The organism is Raoultella sp. T31, from assembly GCF_002806725.1.
Classification (GTDB): domain Bacteria; phylum Pseudomonadota; class Gammaproteobacteria; order Enterobacterales; family Enterobacteriaceae; genus Klebsiella; species Klebsiella electrica.
This window is the reverse complement of record NZ_PIBO01000037.1, coordinates 25319-51360: the sequence shown is the minus strand read 5'-3', so window position 1 is coordinate 51360 and position 26042 is coordinate 25319. Positions and strand designations below refer to the sequence as shown.

26 protein-coding genes and 1 tRNA gene are annotated in these 26042 nt (G+C 51.2%); 20 read left to right on the top strand and 7 right to left on the bottom strand.

The genetic code is table 11. The annotated features are described in order from the left end of the window. Positions 1-2 precede the first annotated feature (2 nt). Genes CWM52_RS20595 through CWM52_RS20565 form a run of 7 tightly spaced genes read left to right on the top strand, consistent with a single transcriptional unit; the run spans position 3 to position 6931 of the window. Positions 3-383: a TIGR03750 family conjugal transfer protein gene (locus CWM52_RS20595; RefSeq protein ID WP_100685786.1), complete on the top strand. Its 381-nt coding sequence runs from the start codon at positions 3-5 to the stop codon at positions 381-383. Next, positions 376-1032, top strand: a complete 657-nt coding sequence (locus CWM52_RS20590) for a PFL_4703 family integrating conjugative element protein (RefSeq protein WP_100685785.1) — start codon at positions 376-378, stop codon at positions 1030-1032. Before CWM52_RS20595 ends, CWM52_RS20590 begins: the two co-directional genes overlap by 8 nt. After that, positions 1032-1907, top strand: coding sequence for a TIGR03749 family integrating conjugative element protein (locus CWM52_RS20585; RefSeq protein WP_100685784.1), 876 nt, complete (start codon positions 1032-1034; stop codon positions 1905-1907). The genes CWM52_RS20590 and CWM52_RS20585 overlap by 1 nt, the downstream gene beginning before the upstream one ends. Further along, on the top strand, positions 1897-3363 hold the full coding sequence (locus CWM52_RS20580) for a TIGR03752 family integrating conjugative element protein (protein ID WP_100685783.1): 1467 nt from the start codon (positions 1897-1899) through the stop codon (positions 3361-3363). The genes CWM52_RS20585 and CWM52_RS20580 overlap by 11 nt, the downstream gene beginning before the upstream one ends. Before the next feature lie 9 nt (positions 3364-3372). Beyond that, the gene (locus CWM52_RS20575; protein WP_100685782.1) at positions 3373-3774 is read left to right on the top strand and encodes a TIGR03751 family conjugal transfer lipoprotein; all 402 of its coding nucleotides are present in this window, start codon (positions 3373-3375) and stop codon (positions 3772-3774) included. Continuing rightward, on the top strand, positions 3771-6542 hold the full coding sequence (locus CWM52_RS20570) for a conjugative transfer ATPase (RefSeq protein ID WP_165785419.1): 2772 nt from the start codon (positions 3771-3773) through the stop codon (positions 6540-6542). The genes CWM52_RS20575 and CWM52_RS20570 overlap by 4 nt, the downstream gene beginning before the upstream one ends. Then, entirely contained in the window at positions 6539-6931 is a 393-nt protein-coding gene (locus CWM52_RS20565) for a hypothetical protein (RefSeq protein ID WP_100685780.1), read from the top strand. The genes CWM52_RS20570 and CWM52_RS20565 overlap by 4 nt, the downstream gene beginning before the upstream one ends. 138 nt (positions 6932-7069) lie before the next feature. Here the strand turns inward: CWM52_RS20565 and CWM52_RS20560 are convergent, their stop codons facing one another. Continuing rightward, positions 7070-8185, bottom strand: coding sequence for a type II toxin-antitoxin system PemK/MazF family toxin (locus tag CWM52_RS20560; protein WP_100685779.1), 1116 nt, complete (start codon positions 8183-8185; stop codon positions 7070-7072). Positions 8186-8196: 11 nt separating this feature from the next. Between CWM52_RS20560 and CWM52_RS20555 the strand changes: the two genes are divergently transcribed. From CWM52_RS20555 to CWM52_RS20535, 5 genes are read left to right on the top strand one after another with little or no spacing between them, the layout of a single operon-like run. Next, positions 8197-8595 carry a TIGR03757 family integrating conjugative element protein gene (locus CWM52_RS20555; protein ID WP_100685778.1) on the top strand — a complete coding sequence of 133 codons (399 nt, stop codon included), beginning with the start codon at positions 8197-8199 and terminating at the stop codon, positions 8593-8595. After that, positions 8595-9545, top strand: a complete 951-nt coding sequence (locus CWM52_RS20550; RefSeq protein ID WP_100685777.1) for a TIGR03756 family integrating conjugative element protein — start codon at positions 8595-8597, stop codon at positions 9543-9545. The genes CWM52_RS20555 and CWM52_RS20550 overlap by 1 nt, the downstream gene beginning before the upstream one ends. Positions 9546-9559: 14 nt before the next feature. Continuing rightward, the gene (locus tag CWM52_RS20545) at positions 9560-10975 is read left to right on the top strand and encodes an integrating conjugative element protein (protein WP_100685776.1); all 1416 of its coding nucleotides are present in this window, start codon (positions 9560-9562) and stop codon (positions 10973-10975) included. Between the two features lies 1 nt (position 10976). After that, positions 10977-11309 carry a hypothetical protein gene (locus tag CWM52_RS20540; RefSeq protein ID WP_100685775.1) on the top strand — a complete coding sequence of 111 codons (333 nt, stop codon included), beginning with the start codon at positions 10977-10979 and terminating at the stop codon, positions 11307-11309. Beyond that, positions 11309-12841 (top strand): conjugal transfer protein TraG N-terminal domain-containing protein, encoded by a 1533-nt coding sequence (locus CWM52_RS20535; protein WP_100685802.1) that lies wholly within the window; start codon positions 11309-11311, stop codon positions 12839-12841. The genes CWM52_RS20540 and CWM52_RS20535 overlap by 1 nt, the downstream gene beginning before the upstream one ends. Before the next feature lie 27 nt (positions 12842-12868). Here the strand turns inward: CWM52_RS20535 and CWM52_RS20530 are convergent, their stop codons facing one another. Continuing rightward, complete coding sequence (locus CWM52_RS20530; protein WP_133121758.1) at positions 12869-13123, bottom strand: hypothetical protein; 255 nt, start codon at positions 13121-13123, stop codon at positions 12869-12871. A 23-nt stretch (positions 13124-13146) separates the two neighbouring features. Further along, positions 13147-13653: a cold shock domain-containing protein gene (locus tag CWM52_RS26890; protein ID WP_227521317.1), complete on the bottom strand. Its 507-nt coding sequence runs from the start codon at positions 13651-13653 to the stop codon at positions 13147-13149. Between the two features lie 1031 nt (positions 13654-14684). Here CWM52_RS26890 and CWM52_RS20515 point away from each other — a divergent pair. The 4 genes from CWM52_RS20515 to CWM52_RS20500 all read left to right on the top strand — a co-directional run bounded on the left by CWM52_RS20515 (position 14685) and on the right by CWM52_RS20500 (position 17596). Beyond that, on the top strand, positions 14685-15575 hold the full coding sequence (locus CWM52_RS20515; protein ID WP_100685773.1) for an integrase domain-containing protein: 891 nt from the start codon (positions 14685-14687) through the stop codon (positions 15573-15575). A gap of 313 nt (positions 15576-15888) precedes the next feature. After that, entirely contained in the window at positions 15889-16194 is a 306-nt protein-coding gene (locus tag CWM52_RS20510) for a hypothetical protein (protein WP_100685772.1), read from the top strand. A gap of 4 nt (positions 16195-16198) precedes the next feature. Further along, positions 16199-16585: an antirestriction protein gene (locus CWM52_RS20505; protein WP_227521316.1), complete on the top strand. Its 387-nt coding sequence runs from the start codon at positions 16199-16201 to the stop codon at positions 16583-16585. A 75-nt stretch (positions 16586-16660) separates the two neighbouring features. Then, positions 16661-17596 (top strand): ArdC family protein, encoded by a 936-nt coding sequence (locus CWM52_RS20500; protein ID WP_100685770.1) that lies wholly within the window; start codon positions 16661-16663, stop codon positions 17594-17596. Between the two features lie 107 nt (positions 17597-17703). Here CWM52_RS20500 and CWM52_RS20495 read toward each other — a convergent pair whose 3' ends face one another. Then, a complete protein-coding gene (locus tag CWM52_RS20495; protein ID WP_100685769.1) occupies positions 17704-19026 on the bottom strand; it encodes an SH3 domain-containing protein in 1323 nt (440 codons plus the stop codon). Positions 19027-19209: 183 nt separating this feature from the next. On the opposite strand from CWM52_RS20495, the gene CWM52_RS20490 reads away from it, so the two are divergent. From CWM52_RS20490 to CWM52_RS20475, 4 genes are all read left to right on the top strand, one after another. Next, positions 19210-19434 (top strand): hypothetical protein, encoded by a 225-nt coding sequence (locus CWM52_RS20490; RefSeq protein ID WP_100685800.1) that lies wholly within the window; start codon positions 19210-19212, stop codon positions 19432-19434. A 9-nt stretch (positions 19435-19443) separates the two neighbouring features. Then, a complete protein-coding gene (locus tag CWM52_RS20485; RefSeq protein ID WP_100685768.1) occupies positions 19444-20313 on the top strand; it encodes a hypothetical protein in 870 nt (289 codons plus the stop codon). A gap of 95 nt (positions 20314-20408) precedes the next feature. Continuing rightward, entirely contained in the window at positions 20409-21800 is a 1392-nt protein-coding gene (locus tag CWM52_RS20480; RefSeq protein ID WP_100685767.1) for a TraI domain-containing protein, read from the top strand. Positions 21801-21810: 10 nt separating this feature from the next. Next, entirely contained in the window at positions 21811-22773 is a 963-nt protein-coding gene (locus tag CWM52_RS20475; RefSeq protein WP_100685766.1) for a tyrosine-type recombinase/integrase, read from the top strand. 220 nt (positions 22774-22993) lie between these two features. On the opposite strand, the gene CWM52_RS20470 is transcribed toward CWM52_RS20475, so the two are convergent. The 3 genes from CWM52_RS20470 to CWM52_RS20460 all read right to left on the bottom strand — a co-directional run bounded on the left by CWM52_RS20470 (position 22994) and on the right by CWM52_RS20460 (position 26027). Further along, positions 22994-23069 (bottom strand) — tRNA-Phe (locus tag CWM52_RS20470). 115 nt (positions 23070-23184) lie between these two features. Beyond that, on the bottom strand, positions 23185-25272 hold the full coding sequence (locus tag CWM52_RS20465; protein ID WP_100685765.1) for a DUF1176 domain-containing protein: 2088 nt from the start codon (positions 25270-25272) through the stop codon (positions 23185-23187). A 179-nt stretch (positions 25273-25451) separates the two neighbouring features. Beyond that, a complete protein-coding gene (locus CWM52_RS20460) occupies positions 25452-26027 on the bottom strand; it encodes a transcriptional regulator (protein WP_100685799.1) in 576 nt (191 codons plus the stop codon). Positions 26028-26042: the final 15 nt, after the last annotated feature.

The window sequence follows — 26042 nt, the reverse complement described above, 5'->3', positions numbered from 1 at the left end:
TCATGGCGACTATCGAATTTATGCCTGACAGGCTGAATGCTGAACCAGTGGTGTTCCGAGGGTTTACCACGCCGGAACTGGGATTTACCGCGTTAGTCAGCGTACTGGGCGGCCTCGTGGTCGCCATACCTGTTATGCCCTTTATTGGCTGGATAGCCTTTCCAACAGTGGCCTTACTAATGCCGCTGATCATAATTATCTTCGGCGGCAGGTTGATGGCACGTTTTAAGCGCGGTAAGCCGGAAAACTACCTCTATCGCAGGCTGGATATGTTTTTAAGCCAGTTTGGCCTGGGAACTAAAGGGTTGGTACAAGACTGCCAGGTACTGGCGTTACGCCGTCTGCGTCCTGTGGTTCGTCGTCAGGAGGCCATTAATGATTAAGTTTAAAAATGCCTTGAATGCCCGTGACAATCATATCTGGACGCTTCGCGCAGCATGTGGAGTTATGTTGGTACTGTTAGTGTTGTCCATGCTTGGCTGGATGATATCTCCGCGCAATCTGACCATTCACAATCCTCCTGATCTTCGTTCCGGCAGCTCCCGCCCGTGGTGGGAGATCCCCCCCTCAACAGTGTATGCCTTCAGCTTTTATATCTTCCAGCAACTGAACAGCTGGCCGAAGGATGGCAATGTGGATTATCCGTATCGTATTGAGACGTTATCAGCCTATCTGACGCCGACCTGTAAGGAACTGCTGCACAAGGATGCGAAGCAACGCAAGGACCAGGGGGAATCGCGGGATCGTGTGCGCGGTGTGTCGGAGATCCCTGAACGGGGATATCGGGATGACAGCGTCACCATTATTGACCGCGATAACTGGCGGGTTCGTCTGGATCTGGTTACCGATGAATATGTTAACTCCGAGCCGGTTAAACGCTCACTGGTGCGCTATCCACTGAAAGTGGTGCGTTGGGATAACAATCCGGAGACCAACCCGTTCGGTATGGCGCTGGATTGCTTCTCGGAAGCGCCGCTTCGCCTGGAAGTGGCTCCAGTGGTTAAGGAAGAGAAAAAGGGAGCGTTTAACTGATGAAATTACGACGACTTTTTCTGTTTCTGACCTGCCTTGTGGTGTTACCGGCGCAGGCGGTTGAGCTGGTGAAGTGGGAACGCATTCCTTTGCCGGTAGCCCTGCATGTTGGACAGGAGCGCATTGTGTTTGTGAATCGTAATGTACGCGTGGGATTTCCTCCTGAGCTGAAGGGGAAACTGCGCGTACAAAGTACCGGCGGCGCGGTATACCTGCAACCGGGGGCGCAGTTTGCCCGAACCCGCCTGGTGCTTCAGGATGTGGAGAACGGCGAGATGATCCTGCTGGATATCAGTGCGGAAGAGGGAAAAAACGTGCTGGAGCCGGTAAGTCTGGTGTATCAGGGGGAGGTCTCCAGCTCGACGGGGAATGGTGATGTTGCAGTGGGCGACAATAGAACCGCAACAACTGGCGAACGACAGCTCACATTGAAACCGAAAGAGAAAAAATCCACCACGCCGCTACCGGTGGCCCTGACCCGCTATGCCGCGCAAAGTCTGTACGCACCGTCACGGACGATTGAGCCTCTGCCCGGTGTGCATTCCATTTCGCTGGCGCTGCCGGACAAGTTGATGTCATTGCTGCCGTCCGAGTCTGTTGAGGTGAAACCGCTGGCCGCATGGGGATTGCAGGGCTACAGCGTGGTGGCGCTGACCCTGCGTAATCAACGTTCAGAGAAAGTGATTCTCGATCCGCGTCGTCTTCAGGGTAATTTTTACAGCGCGACATTTCAGCATCGCTGGCTGGGGGCAAGCGGAACGCCGGAAGATACCACGACGGTTTATCTGGTGATCAACGGGCGTCCTGATGCCGCATTTCTTCCTGAGCCGGTGAAGGCGAAAACAGACAAAGGAGGGAAGGGCGATGCAGATTAAATCGAATACCTTGCTGAAGGTCATTGTACCGTTAGTGTTGCTGTCGGCAGTTATGATTGGCGTGAAGTCCTGTGGTGGTTCGAAACAGACTCTGGATTCGGCAGATAACACCGCTGTAGCCGACCTGACTCAGGAGGAGTTGCGCATTCTCGGCATTGAGGGCGATACGCCGCAGGATACGCTGCGTACACTGGTCGGGCGTATTAAAACGATCCAGACCAGTCAGGAGAATCTGGAGAAGCAGAATGCAACGCTGGCCGAAGAAAATGTCCGGTTGCAAAATAAGGGCAATAACGTGGATGGCCGTATTAATGATGCTGTTAACGCCGTCAAACAGGAAAGTACCCAGGCACAGCAAAAACTTCAGGCTGAACAGCAGCGGTTGGCTGGCCTGCTGGAATCACTGAAAAATACGGCCCCCGGGCTGGGGGCAGGTAGCAATACTCCCGCAGACGGTGACTTACCGGTTGGGTTGGGGCTGGAAGATTCAGGGCAGGCCGAAACGGTGACGCAAGGCACGGTCTGGATTGAACCGCAGGATGGCGTGCAACTGGATCGTAACGGTAAACCGGCGACCGGCGCGGCAACTGTGACCAATGGCACCGGTACATTCCAGTTCCCTACGGCGTTTGGTAGGCTGAATGACAACGAGATCACCCGTCAGAAAGCCGAACTGGACCGCGTTGCGAAAAATCAGCAGAGCATCGAAGAAACTGAGCTGCCTGTCTATACCCTGCCGGAGAACTCCACACTGGTTGGTAGCCAGGCCATGACTGCATTGCTGGGACGTGTGCCGATTGATGGCAAAGTTACCGATCCCTATCCCTTCAAGGTACTTATCGGTAAAGAGAATCTGACCGCCAATGGTATCGAGTTGCCGGATGTTGAAGGCGCTATTGTGTCCGGTACGGCTACTGGTGACTGGGTTTTGTCATGTGTACGTGGTGACGTTCACTCCATTACGTTTGTTTTCAATGACGGTACGGTACGCACAGTGCCACAGTCGGCAAAATCCAGCGATGGCAGTAACGGGAAATCCAATGGTGGCAGCATTGGCTGGCTGTCCGATGAGCACGGAATACCCTGTCTTTCCGGCGACCGTAAAACCAACGCTACAACCTATCTCCCTACGCTGTTCGCACTCTCTGCCGCTGGTGCGGCCTCTGATGCCATGTCCGAAAGCCAGACCACAACAACCACTGACGGGACGTCCATCACCAGTACGCTTACCGGTAGCGCCGGACAGGCTGCGCTGGGCAAGGCGTTATCAGGCGGTACGAACGAGCTGGCCGACTGGGTGAAAGCACGATACGGCCAGATGTTTGACGCAATTTACGTTCCTCCCGGCGCGAATGTTGCCGTGCATATCACCCGCCAGATCCCGATTGATTACGAAGAGAAGGGCCGCAAGGTCAAATACGATTTTGATGTCAGCCAGCAACACGAGCTGGATTAAGGTGAGACCATGAAAGGATACGGTTTATTCATGCTGGTCGCGTTGTTGCTGAGCGGTTGCAGTACCTCCAAAGATGAAATGCTGCCTCCCGGCGACGGCACTATGCTGGATTTGTGGCAGAAAAAAGCCAGCAGCGCCCGGACCACAATAGAGGCCCGGAGTGTGTTACGCCGGGGGCTGAACGATACGGATCTGGCAACCCGTCAGTCGCTGGAAGAGAGCTATACCCGCGATGCACAGAATGAGATCCAGCAGCTTTTTCCGCGCCTGCCTAATCCGGATATGGTGATTTATATCTACCCGCATATGGCGGGTAATGAGCCTGCGCCGGTGCCGGGATACAGCTCGGTGTTCTCTTTTTACAGCCGGGTGCAGTATGCGCTGCCGGGTGAACGACTGGAGGCACTCTGATGTTCAGTTTATTCACCAAAAAACAGCCGCAGCCGGTGGGTGATGAATCGGTGCTGCCGTCACAGAAAAAGAGCGGCAGGCTGACACAGGACGGTGTGCGCTCGCTGTATCCCAATAACGCCTCATTTATCGACTTCCTGCCGTGGGTGGAGTATCTGGCGGAAAGCCAGAGCCTGCTGCTCGATGATGGTATTTCGGTGGGCGCCGTATTTGAAGTGGTGCCGGTGGGAACTGAAGGGCGCACCGGCGAACGCCTGGAAGAGATCCGCGATATCGTTGAAGATGCGCTTCAGGACAGCTTTGACGAGCGGGACAGTCATCCGTGGGTCATCCAGTTCTTCTGTCAGGATGAAACTGACGTGACGGAGTACATCGATAAGTTGCGTGGCTATGTCAAACCGTGGGCGCAGGGAACGGCATTCACCGCTGCGTATCTGCATGAGATGGAAAGCCATATGCGCGGTATTGCTGTGCCGAAAGGTCTGTTTATCGATAAAGCTGTCACCGGCGCACCGTGGCGCGGTCAGCAGCGTCGTACCCGGATGGTGATTTATCGTTATGTAAATCCGGGTGTCTCTGAGCCATATTCACCGGAAGAGCAACTGAATCAGGTCTGCGAGCGACTATCTTCTGCGCTGGCCGGGGCGGGGATTGTGACCGCCAGGCAGAACGGCGAGCAGATCCATGCCTGGCTGTTGCGCTGGTTTAATCCCGAGCCTGACTGGGTGGACAAGGATACACTGTACAGCACGGCGGCGTATGTTGACACCCGCAACGGCGAGCTGCCGGTGCTTAATGATTTCAGCGAAACCCTGATGTTTACGCCACCGCGCTCTGACGTGGAGAACGGTGTGTGGTGGTTCGATGAGCGGCCGCATAAAGCTGTCAGCATCGATCGCATCCGTCGTGCGCCCTCAGTCGGCCACCTTACCGGCGAAACCCGCAAAGGGGAGAACATTAACGCGCTGATGGATTTGCTGCCGGAGGGAACGGTGATTTCCCTGACGCTGGTCGTACAGCCGCAGGATGTGCTGGAAGAACGCTTCAACCATCTGGCGAAAAATGCCATTGGTGAGAATACCGAGTCCGAACGCGTCCGGGCCGATGCCGATACGGTCAAAAGCTATCTGGGTGAACGGCACAAACTGTACCGCTCCAGCATGACATTCTTTCTCTCCGGAGAGTCGCTGAAAGTCCTGAACAGCTGTCAGCGCGAGCTGACTGCCATCCTTCTTAACGCCGGGTTGCAGCCGGTGAAACCTGAATACGACGTCGCACCGCTGAATGGCTACCTTCGGGCGCTGCCGATGTGCTTTAACCCGACACTGGATAAGAAGAACTGGTATACCCGCCTGACGTTTGTTCAGCATATGGCAAATATGCTGCCGGTATTTGGCCGCGACACCGGCACTGGCCATCCGGGATTTACCTTCTTTAACCGGGGAGGTGCGCCGCTAACGTTCGATCCGCTTAACAGCGCCGACCGCTCAAAAAACGCACATCTGATCCTGTTTGGCCCGACCGGTTCTGGTAAGTCCGCGACGCTCAACAGCCTGTTTGCCCAGTTGATGGCGATTCATCGGCCACGTCTGTTTATTGCTGAAGCGGGGAACTCGTTTGGTCTGTTTGCCGACTACTGTGCAGAGCAGGAATTGTCGGTAAACAAGGTCAGTATCAAACCGGGCTGTGGTATTTCTCTGGCCCCGTTTGCCGACGCGCACAAGCTGATTGAAGAGCCGGTGAAAAATGTCGATGAGAGCGAGCTGAGTGACCGTATCGAGGTGGATGAAACGGACGACGGCGATGCTGAAGAAGAGCGCGATATTCTGGGTGAGCTGGAGATTGTGGCGCGTCTGATGGTAACCGGTGGGGAAGCCAAAGAAGAGGCGCGGCTGGAACGTGCCGACCGGGGCATGATGCGCGAGGCAATTCTGGCCGGGGCGCGTAAAGCCTGGGATGAAGAACGGCAGATGATTACTGCTGATCTTCAGGATGCGTTTTACGCCTTTGCGAAGGATGAGTCCCGTCCTGAAGTTCGTCGTGCCCGGGCGCAGAACATGGGTGAATCGCTGGGCGTATTTATGCAGGGCTTCCTGGGCGAACTGTTTAATCGCCCCGGGCAAAACTGGCCGGAAGCGGATGTCACGCTGATTGACCTGGGTACACTGGCTCGTGAAGGCTATGAAGCGCCGCTGGCGGTGGCCTATACCTCACTGGTTAATACCATCAACAATATCGCCGAACGCGACCAATTTTTGGATCGGGAGATCGTATTTACGACTGATGAGGCGCATATGATCACCACTAACCCGTTACTGTCTCCATATGTGGTTAAGGTAGTGAAAATGTGGCGTAAGCTCGGCGCGTGGTTGTGGCTGGCAACGCAGAACCTGGAAGACTTACCGGGCACGGCTAAGAAGATGCTCAATATGATTGAGTGGTGGCTGTGTCTGGTAATGCCGCCGGAAGAAGTGGAAGAGATCGCCCGATTTAAAAAGCTGACTGATGAGCAGAAAGCGATGTTGCTCTCCGCGACCAAAACGCCGCGCTGCTACACCGAAGGTGTGGTGCTGGCAAGTCGCATTGAGGCTTTGTTCCGGGCTGTACCGCCAAGCTTGTATCTGGCGCTAGGTATGACAGAGAAGGATGAGAAGGCGGCGCGTCGGGCACTGATGGTTGAACACGGTATCAGCGAGTTGGATGCTGCGAAGCTGATTGCGCATCAACTCGATATTGCCCGTGGTATTGCCACTCAGGAGGCGGCATGATGCGATTCAGATCCACGGTGTTGGACGTTGTGGATGACAATATTTCCAGTACCGGCGTGTTGTTTGATGCGCCGCCGCAGGGCAATCCGCGAATTAGCCAGCGCCATCATGCGCAACTGGCGGAATTATGCCACCAGATCCGTCAGCGGGTAGGGGAGAAGGCGACATTTACTTATTCACCTCATCGCGTGGCCGGACATAACTGCCTGGCCGTTCAGGTAGAGGGTAAGACGGGAACGGTTAACCTGCTGCTCACTGTAACTGGTAGTTTGCGCTGGCCAGTGGCCAAGGATTACGAACATGCACCACGCTGGTATATCAACGTACCTGATGCGGTGGATGCAGCTTATTTTGTAAGGGAAATGGTAAGGTGGTTCACGAATCACTGAAATGAAAAAAGGAACCATTGGGTTCCTTTTTTCATAAACATTTATTTTTCGGCTATGCCACTTAAGGCGTCGCAAGGATGGAAGCCGTTCCATGAACCCTGCCGATGGCGTAAACTTTAGGTGATCTTTAAGTGAGTGTCAACCACCAAATACTTCGAAGTACAATGCTAACTCTTGTTCCATATGTTCTCGGGCATCTTCTAGGGAGAGATTTCCGTTCATTGAACGATACCAGTCTATCATTTTCTCTTCGAGTACTTTACAGCGTTGGGTTAACCGCTCGTTTTCCGATTGGCAGAACTGGTGAGCCGCAAGTCCTTCTGTCATTTGAGCATTGCTCAATTCGAGTGCGCGAACTTCTAGCCTGAGTTGGTTTCGCTCATCACGTATAGATTGATAATCACCGTAGCCTACGGCTACTGTGATGGCTGCTTCCAGTGCCTTCATGTCATCACGATTGAGACGATGAGTATAACTGACATCGCGATATCTTCTTCCTCCTTGTATTGTCATTGGAGGAAGGACTCGTCTTAGCGACACTGTTTGTATCATGCTGCCCAAGCCAAAACTTCTTATAACGGGATTGTTGTAGTGTACTAAGCTGCTTAGCGAATCCTCTGATATTTCGAATATTGTTTTATCGCCGGGTTTCGGATGGACTGAAGTAACAGGGATGACCTGCAACGTAGGCAGTCGTGAGTTAACAACAATCGCTAGGCGACGTTTATGCATTTCCCCATTTTGGACCAAATCTGGATAGCGTTTGATTGAACTAATTTTGCCAGTTAAACGTTTTGTTGACTGGATAAATCCATACTCTACTTCAACCAACGTACCTTTAGTAATACGGGCAGCAACGGTCCGCTTAGCCGAATAGGTTTTTGCCAAGAATATTTCATCGGCACATTCGGTTCGAGGGGTTAAAAACAGGTCAACTTGCTCATCAGTATGTTGGACCCTTTCGACCAACCAACGATGTGAAGCCTGCCCACTGAAGAAACGCGTTAAAGTGATTTTATGACCACCTTCATCAGGAAGTGGTAACGTAATTTCTGTAATGCTTTGATAGTCTTCTGTACCGAGCAGAGTGTTGTTACCGTCAAGCAGGTATCTTACTGTCATGTTATCCGGCATGACGGTTCCTCGAATGAGCTGTTTTGGGCAGAATTCTACAATAAAAATCTTCGAAACCTGAAAAGAGTTGTTTGCTGTTTCGAGCATTTGTCTTACGCACACTGTGATTTTAATGATCACAGGAGTGCCCTATGACACCTTCAAAGTTCCTGATCTCGCTGCTGGCCGTTGCTGTTCAGGCACCGGCAGCGACCATTGTCTACACCGACAGCCATCATCCCCCATTGAATGCGGCCAGCAACCAGGTGGTTTACCTGGATGCTCCGGATACCGTTCAGCGCCAACTGTTTGGTGAGTTGCCTGCTGATCCCGTACAGGCGGAGCAGGTTGCGAAAACCATTATCCAGTCACCGGACTGGCAGCAAAAACAGCAACAAATCGGGCAAGCGTACCAGGGCGTACTTCAGGCATACAGCCTGAAGCTGGTGAAATATCCCGCCGTGGTGTTTGACGATCGCTATGTGGTTTACGGCACGGCGGATGTTGCGGTTGCTGAAGCTCACCTTGCTGAATTTCAGGGGGCGCGGTGATGAAACAGCTTCGACAACACCGACTGGGGATTGCGCTGGCATTGGGCTGCGCAGCTCAACCTTTTGCGGCCGGAGCGATTAACTCCGCGCAGATCATCTCCAGTGCGTTGTCTCCCCAGTGTCTGGAATACAAGATTGTCGGTATTTGCTACTGGCTACTTTGTACCCCATACGGCTGTACGGTGAAGACATCCACCAAAGTTCGCCACTATATCCCCAACGCTGTTGTTTCCAGCTATAACCAGACAGGCAGTAATCCCTGGACGGAGATGTCTTTTCTGGGAACCGGCCTTTCCGGTATTGCCGAAGGTGGCGGCGCGAACGAGCAGAAACGCGTTGAGCGGAAAGATAACCTGCAATTTAAAAATGCGGATGTTATCGGCCATCCGGCGTTGGCCGCTCCCGTCTTCAATAAGTTCATGGGGCAGATGGGGTATGCCTGTTCCAGCTCTGTCACGGCGATGATGCCGTATCTTCTCAGTACCCTGGATGCAGTAATGTGGCGTTCTGGTTTACCAGAGTCGTTTTATCCCGAAGCGCTGACGCCCGGACTGCGTGAAATAGGCTCCACCACTGGCGGCAATATGTGGGGGAACGTCTATCCCCGCAGCGGGTTTGTGACTCAGGTCGATGACTATAAAGCGGCAGCGGTCGTCGCACAGCGTGCGGCCGATGTAGCCACTCGTACCGGGCAAATACACGTTTATCAACCTATGACGGTCAGCGCCAGACCGGGCTACTGGCCCCCTTCGCCGGTCATGGAAAACACCGGCACCCGCAATCACAAATGGCAGCAACTCACGCCGTCGCTGTCCACATCCTGCGCTGTCTTTCCGGACAGCCCTAATCCCGTTGCAACCGATGGCAATTACGCCTGGGCGTTATGGCAACCCTACAGCTGCTGTGAGCGTCGCGGCCAGACGTTCCTTTACAGCGTCGATTTTCAATAACAAGGAGAGTGAGTATGACGAATAAACGCATAGTTTTTGCAGGCGCTCTGATGGGATGTCTTGCGCTGAGCCTTCCGGCCCGGGCGGTTTTCGACCTGGATAATGATGTGATTAACACCGATTCCAGTAAGGGGTTGAAAGGTGCAGTTAACGATAATCTCTTTTACACCATCGGTGGTGGGACGGTGATATCGCAGCCGCCCAGCAACAACAATATGGAAAAACTGGGTATGGGGATTAGCTGGAACAGCGATCTGATGTGCGGCAATTTTGATATCAATACCACCGTCAAAAATCAGCTCAATGGCGTGACCAGCGGATTTAAGGACATGATGGGCAGCGTGATTAGTAGTGCGACCGGCGCTGTAATGAGCTACCCAGCAATGGTTATTCAGAGGGCTAATCCAGGTCTGTATGAGCTAATGACTAACGGTGTGCTTCAGGCCAACGTAGCGTTTGATAAAGCCCAGCTCAATTGCCAGAACATGTCGAAGAAAATGGCCGATTACACCACGTCCAGCCAGTGGACGCAGGCGGCAATAGGGGAAGAGTTCAAAAAAATCGTCTCTACAACACCGGATGCGGTGGCCGCGGATAACCAGCTAAAAACCTCCACCGGCAAAGAAGGGGTGAAGTGGATTGGTGGGCAAAAACGCGGCGGCAGCGGCCAGCCTGCAATTAAACCCACGCATGACCTGGCGAAAGCGGGTTTCAATATTCTGAATAAGCAATCTGTTACCAGTAGTGGTGGCGTCAGCGGATCGGCCTGTAATGGTTCTTTATGCAAGAAGTATAAGACCAGTGAAGAGGCGGCGGAAGCCGTTGTGAAAGTGTTGGGTGACAGGGCGATTCGTACCTGTTCCGAGGCCAGCGATTGCAGCAGTGGTGGAGTGGAAAACGAACCTGGCGCATCAACTGCCGGCGTCGGTTTTTCACCGATGCTGGAAGAGGCCACGCAGGAGAATCTGGAAATCCTGGTGAAGCTGGTTAACGGAAACCTGACGCCTGATGTGACCAATCTGGCAACGCTGAAAACAGGCGATTTGGCTGTATCTCGCGGTGTTATTCAGGCGCTGAAGGATGATCCGGACAACGCTGCGCTGGTACAGCGTCTTGCCAGCGAACTGGCGATGTCAGAGACCATTTCCACGGCGCTCGGGATGCGCCGAATGCTGATGGCCGGTCAGTCGGAACCGAATGCGGCGGATCAGACAATGGCACTTGACGAGTCCGATCGTCGTCTGGAGTTTCTCGACCGCGAAGTGATGGCGCTGAAAAACGAAATGGAGATCCGTAAGGCAATCAGTAATAACTCAATTCTTGTCACACTAACTCGGCAGGAAAGCCGCGAGGCCGATCATGGTCTGCGTCAGCCTGTGCAACAGAATGATGATGCTATGCAGAACCTGAATCAGAAGGTGGAGGAATAATATGGACGTTATTCGTAAACCTCTCTGGCTGCGAATATTGCGAGTCTTGCTGTTCTGTATTGTCGCCATGCTGGCTATCGGCGGTTTTAGCTTTACGCTGTTGCATTTCGTGGGCAGCGAAGCAGAACTGAGGGCGTGGTTGCTTCAGATAAAAACACCGCTCCTGTTCTGGCGGCTGGCGCTGTATACCGTCATCACGTTTTTCTGGCTGCACCGTGTCCGGGGCTATTTCCTGCGTCACTGTACCCGGCGCTTTCAGGTTTATCGGCTGGAAATAATGACGGTTTGCCTGTTCGTGATGATTGAAATCACCAGTTCGCGTTGGGAGATATGATGACGGCTGACAGCTATCTGGAAATGGTGCTGGTCTTTATGGGCTGGCTCATCAATAACGCGCTGTGGATGATTATTACCACCACAGGGATTTTTGCTATTCCGCTGGCGTTTAAAATCGCCGGTGTCTGGCTGAAAGTCAGGGAAGAGGGGGATGATGAAGGGAACAAGGGGGCGCTGGCGTTGCCGCGAATGGAACACGTTATATATGTTGCATTTGTGGTGATCATGTTTTGCGCGATGCCGATGCAGGATATCGATATCACAACGATGAAGTTCGATCGTACCCGTTCTTCCCAATGTGGCGTGAATGTACCTAGACCGGATGAATCCGGCTATGGGCCGCTGATTGCAGAGTTCAACGGCCAGACGGCGAAGATCCCGGCGTGGTGGTATCTGGTGCATTCGCTATCTAAAGGGGTGACTCACGCGGCTATCGCCTCAATCCCCTGTGGGAGTGACTTCCGGTTATTACGTTTTGAGGTTCAGCATACTAAGCTGATCGATCCTATTATCCGAGAGGAAGTGCAGGCGTTCGCCAGTCAGTGCTATGCGAAGTCGTATTACAAACTGAAGAACAGCAATCCGAAACTGACCGCCGCCACGATTGATTCAGTTGGCTGGATTGGTTCCGATTATTTTCTCAATACTTCAGGGTATTACGACTACTACACCTCGACGTCACCGCGAGCCGCGTGGCCGTATAGCGAAAGCCGGGACAGTGGATACCCCAATGTTGGCCGTGGCGGTTATCCAACCTGTAAAGACTGGTGGAGCGCATCAAGTAAGGGGCTGAAAAGCCGTCTGCTGGAAAGCTTTGATACCCGGACGATCAATATGATGAAGGCAAAGTCCCCCGGTAACTGGGAAGAAAGCCTGTTGCGTTGGCTGGTGAGTCCGCAAAATACGCACCTGTCCGGCGGGGGCGATACTTACATGATGGGTAATCAGCAGGGACAGGGAACGGGGATTGATACCGGCATTAAGCAGGCGCTGAGCGGTCTTGGTGCGCTTTCTGCTCAGGTGACGCAGCTCCCGGCGTTTGATGCCCTGCGGCAGGCTCTGCCTATGGTTCATGCTGTTTTACTGATGGCTATCGTGGTTTGTATCCCACTGGTCATGTTGTTCGGCGCTTACGATCCGAAAGTGGTGGTTACCATTACTTTTGCGATGTTTGCGCTGATATTCGTCCCGTTCTGGTGGGAGCTTGGCGGCTGGCTGGATGACAAGCTTATTGAGCTGATGTACGCCAGCTACAAGGGCTACACGAACAGCTTCAATAACTGGCTTGCCAGTACTGGCTCGGATGGTTGGATCATGAATCTGGTGCTGGGGGCGATGTATGTGATGTTGCCCATGTTTTGGTTTGGAGCCGTTGGATGGAGTGGTGCGCAGATAGGTGCTGTTGTTTCATCGACTATTGCAAAAGCTTCGGAAGGATCGCAACAAGCAGGGGCTAAAGGTCCAGACGTGGCTGGTGAAGTAGTTAAAACTGTTGCTACGAAGGGCGTTTCAGCAGGGAAAAGTAAATAAAACTACACAGGTAGTAGATTTACTCTACTACCTGTATTCATCATCAAAGTGCTTTAATTTTTGGTCATTGCTATCGTAATAACCTTGCCCACTGTGCCCATTACGAAAACCAGAGTTATAGTCTTCTGAATCAGTTGATGAGGTTTGGGAGTTTGTTGTTTTACTTCCAGCAGCAACAATAGCAACAACGATAGAAAAGATCATTTTAATGGCTTCGGTTAATCCATTGAAAATTACAGTCCAAACGTCTGATTGTTTGGATGAATTACTTTTATCTTTCATCAAAAATATCTCCCTTTTATACATTATAGAAATTCCTTCACACCTTTTAATAAGCCACTTGCTAAGATTATTATTGAGCAGGCGCTGAAAAACAAAAATATTATAAAACTGAATCTGCTTACTTCTTTTGATTTTCGTTTTTCTTCAACTAGTTCAATGGTAGTAAGTGATGCTAGTACAGCCAATGCGCATGCAACACAATAAATTAACCATCCGGTAATTTGATAATTGTTTTTAATTAAAAACACACCTAAAACAGCGATGGCTACACTTGTAAGCGTGTCTTTGTATAAATCAAATATGGTTTTTCTGTAATCAGTTGATAATATCTTAAATGTATTTTCTTTTCTATGCGAAAGGCTAACACCTTTTGCTTTATTATCTTCGGCATCAAAAGAGACGTTATGACCGATTTTAGGAAGTAAAACACCTTTTACATCACTGACATGAAAGTAATAATCTTTATTATTCCCGTCAGTGATGAATCCATACCCTTGTTCTACACTGAACCACTTAACCACACCATCCATTATTATCTCCCTATAAGTTTCAATATAATGTTGAGATTAATAGATGGAGAAAATTAATGCAATATCTTGCAGGATTTCATAGAAAGATTTATTCTCCGAGTGTTACACCGTTGTCTCCGACAACAGCCAATGCTTCAGCGCAATCGGAACTGCGCCAGCGATTTGAGAGAAGCGCCTTCGGGTGATCGCAAGCCAATATCATAGGGAAAGAAGCGCGGCCTGAGACTGATGCCTTCGGGTGGCCGCAGCCAAAATCGTCGCAATCTGAGAGACGATGCCTTCGGGCGATAACACCGTTTAACCTTTGAGAACGGTGATCGCATAAGCGATAAAGGTACACTTCAACGCAGGGCAACAACGTCTGCCCAACATCCTTAAAGCTGTTTTCCTTTGGACTTACGTCCAGCTTATCCCGGTAACATTTGCAGCTCGCAGCTCATGCCAATTGGAACATTTGGCATCTGCAAGAGCAGCATTTGGCGGCGGGATATGTGCAGCGTCACTTGTGTAAGAGCGTTAGCGATACCAAGTGACGCTGCGCGAAAGGGCACCGTCTTAGCAGACGGAATGCGGTCTTTCAGCTCTCTGTACAGTCTGACGCACACGTAGTCACGGCGATCGGACTGGGGAAAAAACATCTTTAAGCACACTTTTTAACCATAACGTCTTATCACGGAACGCATCCATTCACGGAGAAACCATGAGAGCAGGCGTATCAACTTCAGGAGAAAATTCGACTCGGTATCGATGGCAATGTCAGTGAAAGCTGACGTATGGAGGTAGTCTGACTAACGTCAGGACGGCATACGCCGCGAACAGCTCTGCGAGCTGGGGAACCTCGTAAAAACTCAACATTTGTCACCCCGATGCACAGATACCCGTCGAGACGCAGGAAGCGCAAAACCTAACCGTGCCGTCGGGGCCAGATGTATCACTCATGTTCTGTGTGAAGATTCAGAATATAGATCGTGCTCGTTTCCTTATTTCGGGAGAAGAGCCTGATCTGTATTTCTTAGTGAAGGGGGACAGGCATGTCGAAGTTAAGTAAACAGCTAGTTACGCTGGCAAGGCAGGGAGGTGGTGGGTTCAAAACTATCGCGGATCGTTCAAAGATCGCCACCCGTGTAGCGAAGAGAATAGCTAAATTAAATATTCAGATCCGGGATGTGAAGCATATAAAAACCAATCATATTGAGCTGTATGTCAGGAGTCGTCAGGCCGAAGGGATATCTAAAAGAACAATGCAGAATGAGATGGCCGCAATCAGAAATATTCTGACCGTTTCCGGTCGGACAAAACTTGCCGACCCTGCTCATGAGAAATTAAGTAATTCAGCTCTCGGATTATCCGATGCCAGTCGTGACGGTACTAAAGTCGCAATTAATAGCGAACGCTATCTCGCAGCGTTCGCTTATTCAGAGAGACAAGATGTTGGCGTAGCTGCCGCGATGCAGGTTGCTCGTTGTTTTGGTCTGAGGACAGAAGAAACGGTGCAATCTGTGAAATCATTAAAAACCTGGCAGCGTGCATTATCACGTGGTGATGAGCGTGTCAGGATCGTATTTGGTACAAAAGGAGGACGGCCAAGAGATACGACGGTTATAGATCGCGATAAAATGCTAAGTGCTGTTAATCATGCTCTAAAAGTTGCTGCTGAACAGAATGGTAAGCTGGTTGATAAACCGGATCTGAAGTCAGCGATTGATCGCTATCGAAATATTGTCAGAGATGCGGGATTAGTAGGGAAATATGCGCCTCATAGCCTGCGATACGCCTGGGCAGGCGAAGCGATGGCATATCATAAAAGCAAAGGGATGAATGACGATGAGGCAAAAGCAATGGTTTCTATGGATCTGGGGCACGGCGATAGTCGAGGGCGTTATATTGAGCGTGTCTATAATAAACCAGATATCGAGGAATAATTAAACTCGCTTGCCTCTGTGGAATATAAGCGATAGCATTTAAACGTTAACACGTTGTCTCCGACAACAGCCAATGTCCCGGCAATCTGGAAGGGACGCCTTCGGGTGATTGCCAGCCAAAATCGTCATGACCTGAGAGACGATGCCTTCGGGCGGTAACGTTGTTTAGCCTTTGAAAACAGCAGTCGCTTATGCGATGAAGGTACACTTCTCACCACAGCGGATTCTCCGCTATCAATATTGTCACTCACCCTAAGGGAACACGCTTCCCGCAGGGGATCGGTGTTCCCTTTTTTACGTAAGGAATACACCGATGACTCATCGCTTATCTCTGGCATTTACGCCTGTTTCTATCACGCTCCCGGCCTGGGAACACGCTATTGAAGTGTTTGATTTTTCCCAGTGGGAACGTCGGCAATTTGCGCTGATTAAAGCCGCGCAGGATGCCTGGAGCCATCGTTCAGATCTTGACTCTCAGCAGGTGACATTTTCGCTGACGCTTTTTGTACGTCTGGGGAACGAAACTGCCGAGCGGATGCAAAACTTTGTCGCCAGATACGTTGACGATGTGCTGGTTGTAACTTTGGCTACTTCTTCTGAAGAAGTAAGTAATGGATAACGGAATGATGATTGATATGCAGCCCGTTCCCTTTGGCCTGGTTCTTCTGAAATATCTGCGTACTCCACGTCGCGTAGTTCCGTTCTTTGCGTGGGCTAAGCGTCTGGGTGATGAATATGAAGAAACCAGCCGGTGGGAAGGTCGGGCGTTGTCAAACAACGGATTCTATCTTGTCCCCAACTCCCGTCTGATTTATGGCGTCAGTGTGACCGGGAATGGTTATGAAGGCACCATGACAGCAGAGGCTTTTGGTATCACGCTGTCTTTGTTTGCCCTCGGGCAGATTGCCAATACGACGGAAGAGGACAGCGATATCCTGCTTTACCACGCTTTGCGTGACTATGCGTTGGATCACTCTGAATCGGTTGAGATTATGGCCGCGATAGACTGAATTTTTATTTTAGCCCAAACGGGGATTGTTCCCCGTCTGGGGCCATCCCCGTTTTTTTATTGACGGGAATGACATATGACGAAGAAAACAACTCACCGTAAATCAGCCTCACGGCAGGATTTGTTCCAGACCGTCACCGGTAAGATTATTGTGGCGCTGGAGAACGGGACGACACCCTGGCGTAAAGCATGGCAAACCGGAAAAGAGGGTTTGCCTACTAATGCCATCACTGGCCGGAACTACAGCGGTATTAACGTGATGCTGTTATGGATCGATGCCGCCGAGAAGGGATTTCACTCAAATCGCTGGCTGACGTTCAAACAGGCACTGGGTGCCGGTGGTAATGTCCGGAAAGGTGAAAAATCGACGCTTGTAACGCTGTTTAAACCGTTTCAGAAAGAGGAAATGGATGACAGCGGCCAGCCGGTGTTTGATGAGAACGGCGAGGTGGTCATGCGGGATCGCTGTTTTATGACCAGCTTCCACCTCTTCAACGTTGAGCAGTGTGAAAACCTGCCCGATAACCTTTACCCGGAAATACCGGTTTTGCCCGACGTGGAACGTATTGCCCGGGCAGAACAGATAGCAACCTGTAGCGGTGTGTCTGTGATTCATCGTCATCAGGATCGTGCGTATTACCGCCCGGATGTTGACCACATTATGATGCCGGAAGCCGCTCAGTTTGATTCGGCGGAAGACTACTACAGTACGCTGCTGCATGAACTGGTGCATTCCACCGGTCACGCTTCGCGGCTGGCGCGTGAAGGCATTGTTTCCACTTCACAGAAGTTTGGCGATCCGGTTTATGGATTTGAAGAGCTGATAGCTGAGATGGGAGCGGCCTTTCTGTGTGCTGAACTTGGCATTTATGGCGACTTGCAACATGAGAGCTATATCGCGTCGTGGCTGCAAACGCTGAAGGAAGATAACCGAGCTGTATTTCGTGCCGCTCGCTTCGCCCGGGAAGCGTTTGAATACCTGGCGCTGTGTGAGCAGATGCTGGCAGTGTAATCGACTTTTTCGTGATCACGTTGTACCCCGACCTGTATTTAGAGGTCGGGGCTAATAATATTTCTTGCTTATCCGCTAACAATAAGAACTAAACTCCATTTCATTACTTATTGATTTATTGCTTTGGTGTAGGAACGATTTACCCAGCCATAGATTTTTTGTTCTCCAAATGATAGTTGTATATATAGCCACTTCCTATCACTTTTATCGATAACGATAACAGGTGTGTATTTTTCCAGTGTGACCAATACGTCACCATGCATTGATGGTGTATTCCGTAATCGGACGTTTTCGCCGGTAATTATTCTTATATGTTTTAATGTGTTTACGTCAATTTCACTAGGTAACTGTTTTGTCAATTTTTTAATGTGGGGGCTTGGTGTTTCTGCTTTACTAACATATTGTTGTGCTTGCCCTATTAAATACACTGCGAACTCTTTATTTTTATCTACACCGACTGAATAAATGGTGGTTACAAGATAAATGATGATAAGTTGTAATAATAATGGCAATTTCCTAAAGTTCGAAGTAATAGGGCTTTCTTCGATATGATTTTTTAATTTTGTTAATGCGTCAGGTTCATTTTCTTTTACTGAATGAATATTAGTTGCAATAACGGCTGCACCTTGAGGTGAGCGCGAAAATAGAATAGCAGCTTCCTGTAATTGTTGAATCTCGGCTGCATTTAGTTTTTCTAATTGTTTAGCAACGCTTGTAGCAAAATAATTTTCAGTAAGTATCCCTCGTTGCTTTTTGAAGAAAGCGGCTGCGCCGGAATCCTGAAGCTTCTTCTGAGCCGCGAGTATGCTGTTGACAGCGGCACCGGCAAACAGCGAGTCGTATTGTTTGCGGGTACTGGCAAGCAGCGAGTCTTGGCTTTTCAAGAAAGCGGCCGCGCCGGAATCCTGAAGCTTCTTCTGAGCCGCGAGTATGCTGTTGACAGCGGCACCGGCAAACAGCGAGTCGTATTGTTTGCGGGTACTGGCAAGCAGCGAGTCTTGGCTTTTCAAGAAAGCGGCCGCGCCGGAATCCTGAAGCTTCTTCTGAGCCGCGAGTATGCTGTTGACAGCGGCACCGGCAAACAGCGAGTCGTATTGTTTGCGGGTACTGGCAAGCAGCGAGTCTTGGCTTTTCAAGAAAGCGGCCGCGCTGGAATCCTGAAGCTTCTTCTGAGCCGCGAGTACGCTGTTGACAGCGGCACCGGCAAACAGCGAGTCATATTGTTTGCGGGTACTGGCAAACAGAGAGTTATGACTTTTGAAGAAGGCATCCACGCTGGAGTCCTGCGTCAGCGACTCGAATGGCTTGCTGGTAGCGGTATCGGCAAATAGTGAGTCCAGGCATTTGATCTCTTCCACAATTGAGGGAGGGGCCGTTATGTCGAATTCATTCTCATTATTGGTGAGGGATGTTTTTTTCTCTTTCATCATTTCACATCCTAAGTTAACTATCCTTGTTGATAAAATAAGATTTTTTGAAATTATCGTACAGGACATGAACCTGAGCGGGCAATGATTAGGGAGAAATTTTCTATCCTGAGAATAGACTTTTCGATTGTCAGTTTGGCTCATCGGGATATGTTTTCGTTTTTATCCAATAAAAAGGTCTTACTGATGAAAGAGAACATTCCTGCTGTAACGCGTACTCATATGGATGTTGACTGCTGTGACAGTAGTGCAGTTTTTGTGCTTGATAATGGTCATGATCATTTTGCCGTTTCCCTTGAAACGATACTCTCATGTCTGAAGGTGGCAGAGGAACACGGCCATGTACCTGAGATTGGCGCGGATTGGTGGTGTCTTATCGCTAACCATACTGCGTTGGGATACCCGTCATGAGGCATAACAATGGATGTATTCAAAATTTCCGTTGATACACAACAGGTTAAAAAGATTAGCCAAGAGAACTTTGATCAGGTTACGAAAAAGCAGGCTCCCTGGTATCAGCCAATCAATGGTCACCAGGGATGGTTTGCGGTTTGCCCGGCTTGTGACAACCCGATCCAGATTATAGGAATGCTTGAGCGTGATGCGCCGTATGGGAAGCACTTCTTCCCGACTGCCGGTGCCGTGGCTGTACCGTTGAAAGGTCGTGTTGATAAGGAAGAATATGAGTGGTGCCCATATGCCAGCAAGAATAAGCATCTAACGAAAGATGATCGGCGAGCGGCGGGTAGTGAACTTGCTGTATTGGTAAAACAAACCTTAATTGAGCAATTTGACCGGGTTATTTACCTATTAGAAAAGGGAACTGGAATGAGGATTTCATTTGCCCTGGCGAAACAGATGCTTGAAGAATACCGCGCAGCTGAAGGCTGGCGCTACAGGGGAGCAACACGGCAGAATATACCTTGGGTATTTGCATACATGATGCAGGCTAAGCGGTTGAGAGGACGGATATTTTTCGATGCAAAATTTACCGAAGAACTCTTAACCAGACGACCAGATTTAACCTGGAATGCCAATGGGCAAATTGACATTAAGGACGATAAAAAATTCTGCGATTTGAGTTTTAGTTTCATCAGACATCGTCGCCATGTTGATCAACATACGTTGTCTGAAAGTATTGAGTTCAATATTGCGAACTCAAAACAGGAAACGGTATGCAAAAGGGAAATTATTTTTGAACACGACTATTTCCTGAAACTGATAAACAGTAAAAATGAAGCTAACAGGAAAATGAACCTTGTTGATCTTGCCAGAAGCGTGCTGGCCTGACAGGTTAAAAGTTCGAAATCGAATTGTGAGTTGTTGATTGCCCAATAAGAATCAGCGTTTAACGTAGCGGAATTTCCACTTAACAGGCTTCCGCTATGTTGAATCTGAAATCTTTTTTCCGTCCGGGGCGTTCACGCCCGGATGCTCCGCCGACCGTTAAGGCGATAAACCCCTCTTTGCCTCCAGGCTACTTTCTGCCCATGACCGCCAGTGAACTGCTGGCGACAACCCGTCGTCAACAATGGCTGCAATCGCTCTGGGATTACTCGTCCCTGCCGAAAGGCATGTATCGCCAGTATTACCTTGCTCCGCTGGAGCATTGTGTGGCGCTGATACAGCAATTTCCTCTTACGGAAAGTGGGCCGTATGCCCGTCCCGGAGGGATGGCTGACTATATGCTGGAAACGGTGTCATATGCGGCACGATTGTCGAAAAGCTACATGTTGCCGGTTGGCGCGCCGCCTGAAGAACAGGCGGCGCAAAGCGCGGCCTGGAATGCGATAGTCGTCTATGCGGCAATGTTGCCTTCACTTGAATATCTTTGTCATCTCCACGTTGAGCTGGAGAGTGGCAAACGCTGGTTTCCGTTACTGGGTGCACCATCTGAGCCTTATCGTTTCCGCTTTTCGCCGGAACAGTCCCCGGAACGGTTGCAAAGTTTTGGCGCAATGCTGGCGTGGAAGATTATCCCTCCGGAAGCGATTAACTGGTTGAGTAGCTGGCCGGAAGCCATCAGGACCCTGTCAACGTACCTGACCGGCTTCCGGGCGCAGTCGGGCGTGGTCAATGCCATTGTGTCTGAAGCTATTCGCCTCACTGCTGGCGCACCGGAAGGCGAACAACCGGCTGTTCCGGCGATGATCATTCCTGTGCAGGCGGAACCATTGCAGGGGGACTCGTTGCTATCCGGATTAGCTGATGATGTGCCGGAGCTGGTTGTGTCGTATTCCGAAGAGGAAATCCTTCCGGCAGCGGAACCTGCTCCTGTGTCGGATGCAGAGCTGATATTCCCGGATGAGCAGGAAGGGCCGGATGATACTGATGCGTTGCTGGCAATGATGGGCTTCGTCAGCGCTGATGAAGCAGAAACCGGAGAAATCACGCCATCCGCCGAGTCGAATGATCCCGGAGAGGCATTCTGGCAATGGCTGGTCACGGGATGCCGTTCCGGTAGTCTGATTCCGAACAAACCTGACGGGCGGATTCACCTGGTCGCCGGTTACGTGTTTCTGCGTGCGCCGGGGATTTTTCACCAGTATCTGACAGAGACGAATGCACCGGGAGAGGATAAGGCCCGGCTTCAGAAAGCATTTGAGAGACTGGGGCATCATCGGCAGGACAATGGCACGATGTATACCTGCCAGCTGTACCAAAACGAGCAACGGGAAGGGCGCTTTCAGAAACTGAGTGGCTATCTGGTACTTGCCAGTAAGGTCTATGACAGCGATAACAATCCAGGGGATAACCCATTATTGATTGTTATATAAGGATATTCTAATGAATTCGTGTACCTTTGGGCTTCTTACTGAACAGTATTTTTACAGCAAATCATTACGACCGGCGACGGAGTGGAGCTACCAAAAAGTGGTTCGTTCATTTGAAGGGTTTACATCGTTTAACCCGACTAAGATCGATCACCTGACAGTGCTGAAGTGGCGTCATACGGTGCTGAATGACCAGAACCGCGCGACCCGAACGTGGAATAACAAAGTTGCCCACATGAGGGCATTGTTTAATTTTGGTATCAAGCAGGGATTGTTGCCGCAGGTTGAAAACCCCTTCAATGGCGCGGTTGTACGTCCGGGTACGAAAAAGAAGAAAACGCTGACACAAACGCAAATGGACGCGATGTACCGGCTGATGGAACAACATCTGGACGCTGAAACAGGGAAGGGGAACAGCAGTATGTTCAACGGCCGCAGAAATGCGCTACTTCCGGCGTGGTTCTGGCTGACGGTGGTAAACGTGTTTCGTTATACCGCCATCCGACAAAACCAGCTTCTGCATATCCGTCTGGGCGATATCAATCTTGAGGAACGGTGGATTGATCTGAATATCGAGGGAGCCAAAAACCATCGTGAGCATCGGGTTCCGATTGTCTCGTCGTTGTATCCGTCGCTGGAGGAACTGGTGAGAAAAGCCGGTGAGGCGGGGATGGAGTCGGGTGATCAGGTATTCAATGTGGGTTGGTTTGACCTGATGAGAAAGAGTAAGTACCCGGAGGTGATGAACGAGTACCCGCTGAGAGCGTTCTTCCGGCGCTTATCACGGGAGTGTAAGTTTACGATCACGCCACACCGGTTCCGCCATACGGTGGCAACCCACATGATGAAATCACCTGAGCGCAATTTGTATGCGGTGAAGAAACTGCTGGGTCATGTCAGCATCACATCGACGCTGGAATACATTGATGAAAGTGTTGATAGCTTGCGGGATATACTGGAAACCGAATTGATGTAGTGAGAAGGCTTCAGGAATGGCGTCAAATACTTACATTATTTGACATTGAAAAGATTTCTTGCAAATATCATACGCGAAAAAACAGACTTGCGACAACAAGTCTGTTTCTCAAGAGCCTTTCTTCAACAACAAGTAACAGCGTTACATCGTGTTTTTACTGGCTCGCCTTCGTGTCCGTCAGGATTGCATCTTGCAAATCTGACCAACCGGCTTTGAATAGTGGTGCCCGGACTCGGAATCGAACCAAGGACACGGGGATTTTCAATCCCCTGCTCTACCGACTGAGCTATCCGGGCAACGGGGCGCATTAAACCGTAATCCATCATGCGCGTCAACCACATTTCTTGATTTCCCTGCTGATTGCTTAACTTTGCGGCAATTTTGCCACGAAAGGGGCGTTTTGCTGGTTCATCACATCATCCCGTTGTCACCCTCGCGGGTTTTCCAGCCGCTGACGGCAGAAATTACGTGGCGCAATCCGGATATGGAGTAGCCGCCGATGAGGTCTTCGTCTTCCCGCGGCGAGCTTATCATAATCTCCGCATCGACGCCGTGGCGGTAGGCGCCATGATGGCTGATGACGGTGCCAATAAAGCATTTGCCAGCGAGCCAGACGGGGATATAGGCCACCGTTTCATAGACGTAGTAAGAGGTGACGCCGCTGTAGTAGTTATCTGCTTCATCTGATGACGTACCGGGTGGGATAGGGCAGATGGGCCCCTCTTCCGCGTGACCTTTTTTATCTTTCAGCAGGTTGCTTTGCATCAGTTCCAGCGATTTGAGTAAATCGTCGCGATCCTGTGCGCTGAGCGCCGGCGTCAGCGGCTGACCTTGTTCCGGTGAACTTAGCGTCTCCAGCTTGTAGCGATAGCGAATCGTTACGGCAGGACTCCTGTCCGTCGGGCTGAAGGGGCGCAGCAGATACAGGTTATCTTCGCCGAACTGGCCGTTGTACCACAGCGCATACACCTGGCCGTTGATTCTGACCCACTGGTTCCACTGATTGGCGCCGCGCCCGTTGAGCGAAAACAGCGCTCCAGGGACGCCAGCGTCAAAATCATCGTCGTCATCGGTATCGCTGTGATCGACGGTATCAAAGGTGTTCTCTCCCCGTCTCAGCACGCCGGTGTAGCTAAAGAGCCCGGTCCCGCCGATATAGCTGTCGATGATTAAATCGCGTTTACCGTCGTTATCAAGATCGACCAGCGTGAAGCTGACCTTACCGTTTTCTGAGTCAGCGCTGATATCGGAATGAAGAAAAGCCTGCCACTCATCGTCGCTGATATCGAGCGCGGGTTTGTTGGTCGATACCAGAGTGTCATCCGCGTAGGTCAGCGTAAAGTTCGTGACATGCCCGGTGAGCGGGAACTGTTCGGCAACCTTTTTCAACGCCAGTTCCGGGTTGCTCTTTTGCTCTTTCAGCACGGCGTTATACAGCGTCTTGAGCGCCAGATTATCGGCATCCTTCTGCTGTTTTGGCCGCACCTGACTGACGAACGTGGGCAGCATCCAGGTGCCGCCAGGCGTGATTTCACGACACATACCGGTCGTGTATTTCAGACTCTGCACGAAGGTTTTGCCGTCCCAGACCCGCTCCTCGCCGTTGACGCAGTCGGCGATGCCACGCCCCTTATTGAAAAAGGTGATCGTGCCATCGGCATAGCTGGATGCATCGGTGGTAATGAGCTGTGGTTTGGCGAGCGGAGTATTCTCCACTACCCACATGGCGTACCCGTCGTTATAGGCGGTACGCCAGCACAGGGCTTCGATGAGCGAATGGGTTTTATCGAGAGGGGTTGTGGTTATCTGCCGCTCCTGAGACGGAATATCTTTATTTTGCCAGTCATCACAATGGCTGTTCAGCAACGGGATCAGCTCCGGCAGCAGCTTCTGCCGCTGCTTTGCCGTCAGCGGTTCGCTCTGGGCGTTGCGGATCGTCGGGGCGGCGATAATTTCCGGCGCCGCAACGGCGCTGAGCGTGTTGTCATCGTCGGCATTGCCTTTTCGCACCAGTGCACCTGCGGTGCCCAGGCGCTGCTGGAACTCATCAATCTTCAGAAACACCGCGCTGCTGCCCGCGCTGGAGAGCGGTTTACGCTGGCCGTTAAGGGCGATCTCGATGTTACTGTCATGCTCCAGCGCCTGAATCAGGGCGGCCGTTTGACTGCTATCGAAGCGGAAATGGCTGTCGTCTTTGGCCTCAAGCGTACCGCGATCCTGATCGTCGATCAGCAGGGTAACCGTGGCGTCCTGGGGAATATCATGATCGGTCTGGGCGAAGGTCATCTGAGCGCTTACGCGCTGCCCGGCGCCCGCGTTACGGGTCAACAGGACGCTGATTTCTCCCGTGTTGACGCCATAACCTGCGGCCCGACAGGTGCCGGTGTTATCGCAGGCGACCTCCCAGTCTTTATGCGCGAAAGAAAAACCTTGAACAGGCGCGGCCTGGAGCGATGCAGAGCATAGCCCCATGATGGCAGCCCATAGGAGAGGAGGCATATAAATCCCTGTAGACATATCGATGTAGGGGGAATTATACCCTTCGCACTTCAAGTTGCATCTCTGTTGACAATCCGTGCGGCTTTCGACGACCTACGGCTCGATTATTCGGGACGCGGCTACTCTGACGCGTCCTCTTCCGGGGAGATGTATGCGGCGTATCGCCGGTCAATGCGCAATCAGGTTAATGCGCCACCCGCGCGACATTGGGCAAAGCGCAGAATATCTTCCGCCAGACGTTGGGCGGTATCGACATCGGTCTGACTGCGTTTTATCAGCAGACGGCTCAGGCAGCCTTCAATGATAAGCTCCATCTGTTTCGCCACCATCGCCGGGTCGTCAATTTCCAGCTGCGTCAGTAACTCGTGGGTGTAGGCCAGAGAAGCCTGCTTTTGTTGCTCCGCCAGCTGATGAACAGGGTGCCGGGGATCCGGATAAAAGGTGCAGGCGGCAATAAACAGGCAGCCGGGATAGCGATGGTTGCTCACGCATTGGGTTAATGCGCCGTAGCGCGCCAGCAGCTTTTGCTCCGGCGTGAGCGTATCGTCGAGCAGCAGCTGACGGCGCCAGACATCAACCTGATGACTGAGGTAACGTAGCGCATCGTACAGCAGCGCTTCACGATCGGGCCAAAAGCGTTTGAGGTCAGCGAGCGGGTAAGAGACGCGTTCGGCGACCATTTCCAGCGTGGTGTTGGCAATACCTTCAATTTCGAGAATGCGTATGGCTTCACCCAGGACATCTTCACGTTGCACGGTCTTCTCCTCCAT